This window comes from Streptomyces sp. CHD11 (assembly GCF_018638295.1).
Taxonomy (GTDB): Bacteria; Actinomycetota; Actinomycetes; order Streptomycetales; family Streptomycetaceae; genus Streptomyces.
Genome location: NZ_JABTTS010000068.1, coordinates 1 through 3,330, shown reverse-complemented (window position 1 = coordinate 3,330; position 3,330 = coordinate 1). Strand labels below are relative to the sequence as shown.

The 3,330-nt window shown below is 56.7% G+C and carries 2 rRNA genes; both read right to left on the bottom strand.

Annotation, left to right across the window (positions count from 1 at the left end):
- A 5S ribosomal RNA gene (gene rrf / locus HTV45_RS33150) occupies positions 1 to 117 on the bottom strand.
- 89 nt (positions 118 to 206) lie between these two features.
- Positions 207 to 3,330 (bottom strand): 23S ribosomal RNA (locus HTV45_RS33145); the annotation flags it as partial.

Here is a 3,330-nt window from a genome sequence, read left to right as displayed (position 1 = left end):
GTTCGGCGGCGTCCTACTCTCCCACAGGGTCCCCCCTGCAGTACCATCGGCGCTGTAAGGCTTAGCTTCCGGGTTCGGAATGTAACCGGGCGTTTCCCCTACGCTATGACCACCGAAACACTATGAAACTGTCCAACCGCACCACACCGTGACCTGGCATGGGGTTGTTCGTGGTTTCAGAACCAACACAGTGGACGCGAGCAACTGAGGACAAGCCCTCGGCCTATTAGTACCGGTCAACTCCACACGTTACCGTGCTTCCATATCCGGCCTATCAACCCAGTCGTCTACTGGGAGCCTTACCCTCTCTAGGAGGTGGGAGTCCTCATCTCGAAGCAGGCTTCCCGCTTAGATGCTTTCAGCGGTTATCCCTCCCGAACGTAGCCAACCAGCCATGCCCTTGGCAGGACAACTGGCACACCAGAGGTTCGTCCGTCCCGGTCCTCTCGTACTAGGGACAGCCCTTCTCAAGACTCCTACGCGCACAGCGGATAGGGACCGAACTGTCTCACGACGTTCTAAACCCAGCTCGCGTACCGCTTTAATGGGCGAACAGCCCAACCCTTGGGACCGACTCCAGCCCCAGGATGCGACGAGCCGACATCGAGGTGCCAAACCATCCCGTCGATATGGACTCTTGGGGAAGATCAGCCTGTTATCCCCGGGGTACCTTTTATCCGTTGAGCGACGGCGCTTCCACAAGCCACCGCCGGATCACTAGTCCCGACTTTCGTCCCTGCTCGACCCGTCGGTCTCACAGTCAAGCTCCCTTGTGCACTTACACTCAACACCTGATTGCCAACCAGGCTGAGGGAACCTTTGGGCGCCTCCGTTACTCTTTAGGAGGCAACCGCCCCAGTTAAACTACCCATCAGACACTGTCCCTGATCCGGATCACGGACCCAGGTTAGACATCCAGCACGACCAGACTGGTATTTCAACGACGACTCCCCCTGAACTGGCGTCCAGAGTTCACAGTCTCCCAGCTATCCTACACAAGCCGAACCGAACACCAATATCAAACTGTAGTAAAGGTCCCGGGGTCTTTCCGTCCTGCTGCGCGAAACGAGCATCTTTACTCGTAGTGCAATTTCACCGGGCCTATGGTTGAGACAGTCGAGAAGTCGTTACGCCATTCGTGCAGGTCGGAACTTACCCGACAAGGAATTTCGCTACCTTAGGATGGTTATAGTTACCACCGCCGTTTACTGGCGCTTAAGTTCTCAGCTTCGCCACCCCGAAGAGTGACTAACCGGTCCCCTTAACGTTCCAGCACCGGGCAGGCGTCAGTCCGTATACATCGCCTTACGGCTTCGCACGGACCTGTGTTTTTAGTAAACAGTCGCTTCTCGCTGGTCTCTGCGGCCACCCCCAGCTCGAGGAGTAAATCCTCTCACCAGTGATGGCCCCCCTTCTCCCGAAGTTACGGGGGCATTTTGCCGAGTTCCTTAACCATAGTTCACCCGAACGCCTCGGTATTCTCTACCTGACCACCTGAGTCGGTTTAGGGTACGGGCCGCCATAAAACTCGCTAGAGGCTTTTCTCGACAGCATAGGATCATCCACTTCACCACAATCGGCTCGGCATCAGGTCTCAGACTATGTGCCAGGCGGATTTACCTACCTGACGTCCTACACCCTTACCCCGGGACAACCACCGCCCGGGATGGACTACCTTCCTGCGTCACCCCATCACTCACCTACTACCAGCTCGGGTCACCGGCTCCACCACTCCGACCTCGTCCGAAGACTCAGCCGGCGGCTTCACGGGCTTAGCATCACTGGATTCAATGTTTGACGCTTCACAGCGGGTACCGGAATATCAACCGGTTATCCATCGACTACGCCTGTCGGCCTCGCCTTAGGTCCCGACTTACCCTGGGCAGATCAGCTTGACCCAGGAACCCTTAGTCAATCGGCGCAAACGTTTCTCACGTTTGTATCGCTACTCATGCCTGCATTCTCACTCGTGAACCGTCCACAACTCGCTTCCGCGGCTGCTTCACCCGGCACACGACGCTCCCCTACCCATCACGATCCCCGTTGGGGGTATATATCGCAATGACACGACTTCGGCGGTACGCTTGAGCCCCGCTACATTGTCGGCGCGGAATCACTAGACCAGTGAGCTATTACGCACTCTTTCAAGGGTGGCTGCTTCTAAGCCAACCTCCTGGTTGTCTGTGCGACTCCACATCCTTTCCCACTTAGCGTACGCTTAGGGGCCTTAGTCGATGCTCTGGGCTGTTTCCCTCTCGACCATGGAGCTTATCCCCCACAGTCTCACTGCCGCGCTCTCACTTACCGGCATTCGGAGTTTGGCTAAGGTCAGTAACCCGGTAGGGCCCATCGCCTATCCAGTGCTCTACCTCCGGCAAGAAACACACGACGCTGCACCTAAATGCATTTCGGGGAGAACCAGCTATCACGGAGTTTGATTGGCCTTTCACCCCTAACCACAGGTCATCCCCCAGGTTTTCAACCCTGGTGGGTTCGGTCCTCCACGAAGTCTTACCTCCGCTTCAACCTGCCCATGGCTAGATCACTCCGCTTCGGGTCTTGAGCATGCTACTGAAACGCCCTATTAGGACTCGCTTTCGCTACGGCTTCCCCACTCGGGTTAACCTCGCAACACACCGCAAACTCGCAGGCTCATTCTTCAAAAGGCACGCAGTCACGACGTTGAGTGCAAGCACTCAACGCGACGCTCCCACGGCTTGTAGGCACACGGTTTCAGGTACTATTTCACTCCGCTCCCGCGGTACTTTTCACCATTCCCTCACGGTACTATCCGCTATCGGTCACCAGGGAATATTTAGGCTTAACGGGTGGTCCCGCCAGATTCACACGGGATTTCTCGGGCCCCGTGCTACTTGGGTGTCTCTCAAACGAGCCGCTGATGTTTCGACTACGGGGGTCTTACCCTCTACGCCGGACCTTTCGCATGTCCTTCGCCTACATCAACGGTTTCTGACTCGTCNCGGGTGGTCCCGCCAGATTCACACGGGATTTCTCGGGCCCCGTGCTACTTGGGTGTCTCTCAAACGAGCCGCTGATGTTTCGACTACGGGGGTCTTACCCTCTACGCCGGACCTTTCGCATGTCCTTCGCCTACATCAACGGTTTCTGACTCGTCTCATGGCCGGCAGACCATGAAAGAGAGATCCCACAACCCCGTAAGCGCAACCCCTGCCGGGTCTCACACGCCTACGGTTTGGCCTCATCCGGTTTCGCTCGCCACTACTCCCGGAATCACGGTTGTTTTCTCTTCCTGCGGGTACTGAGATGTTTCACTTCCCCGCGTTCCCTCCACTTGCCCTATGTGTTCAG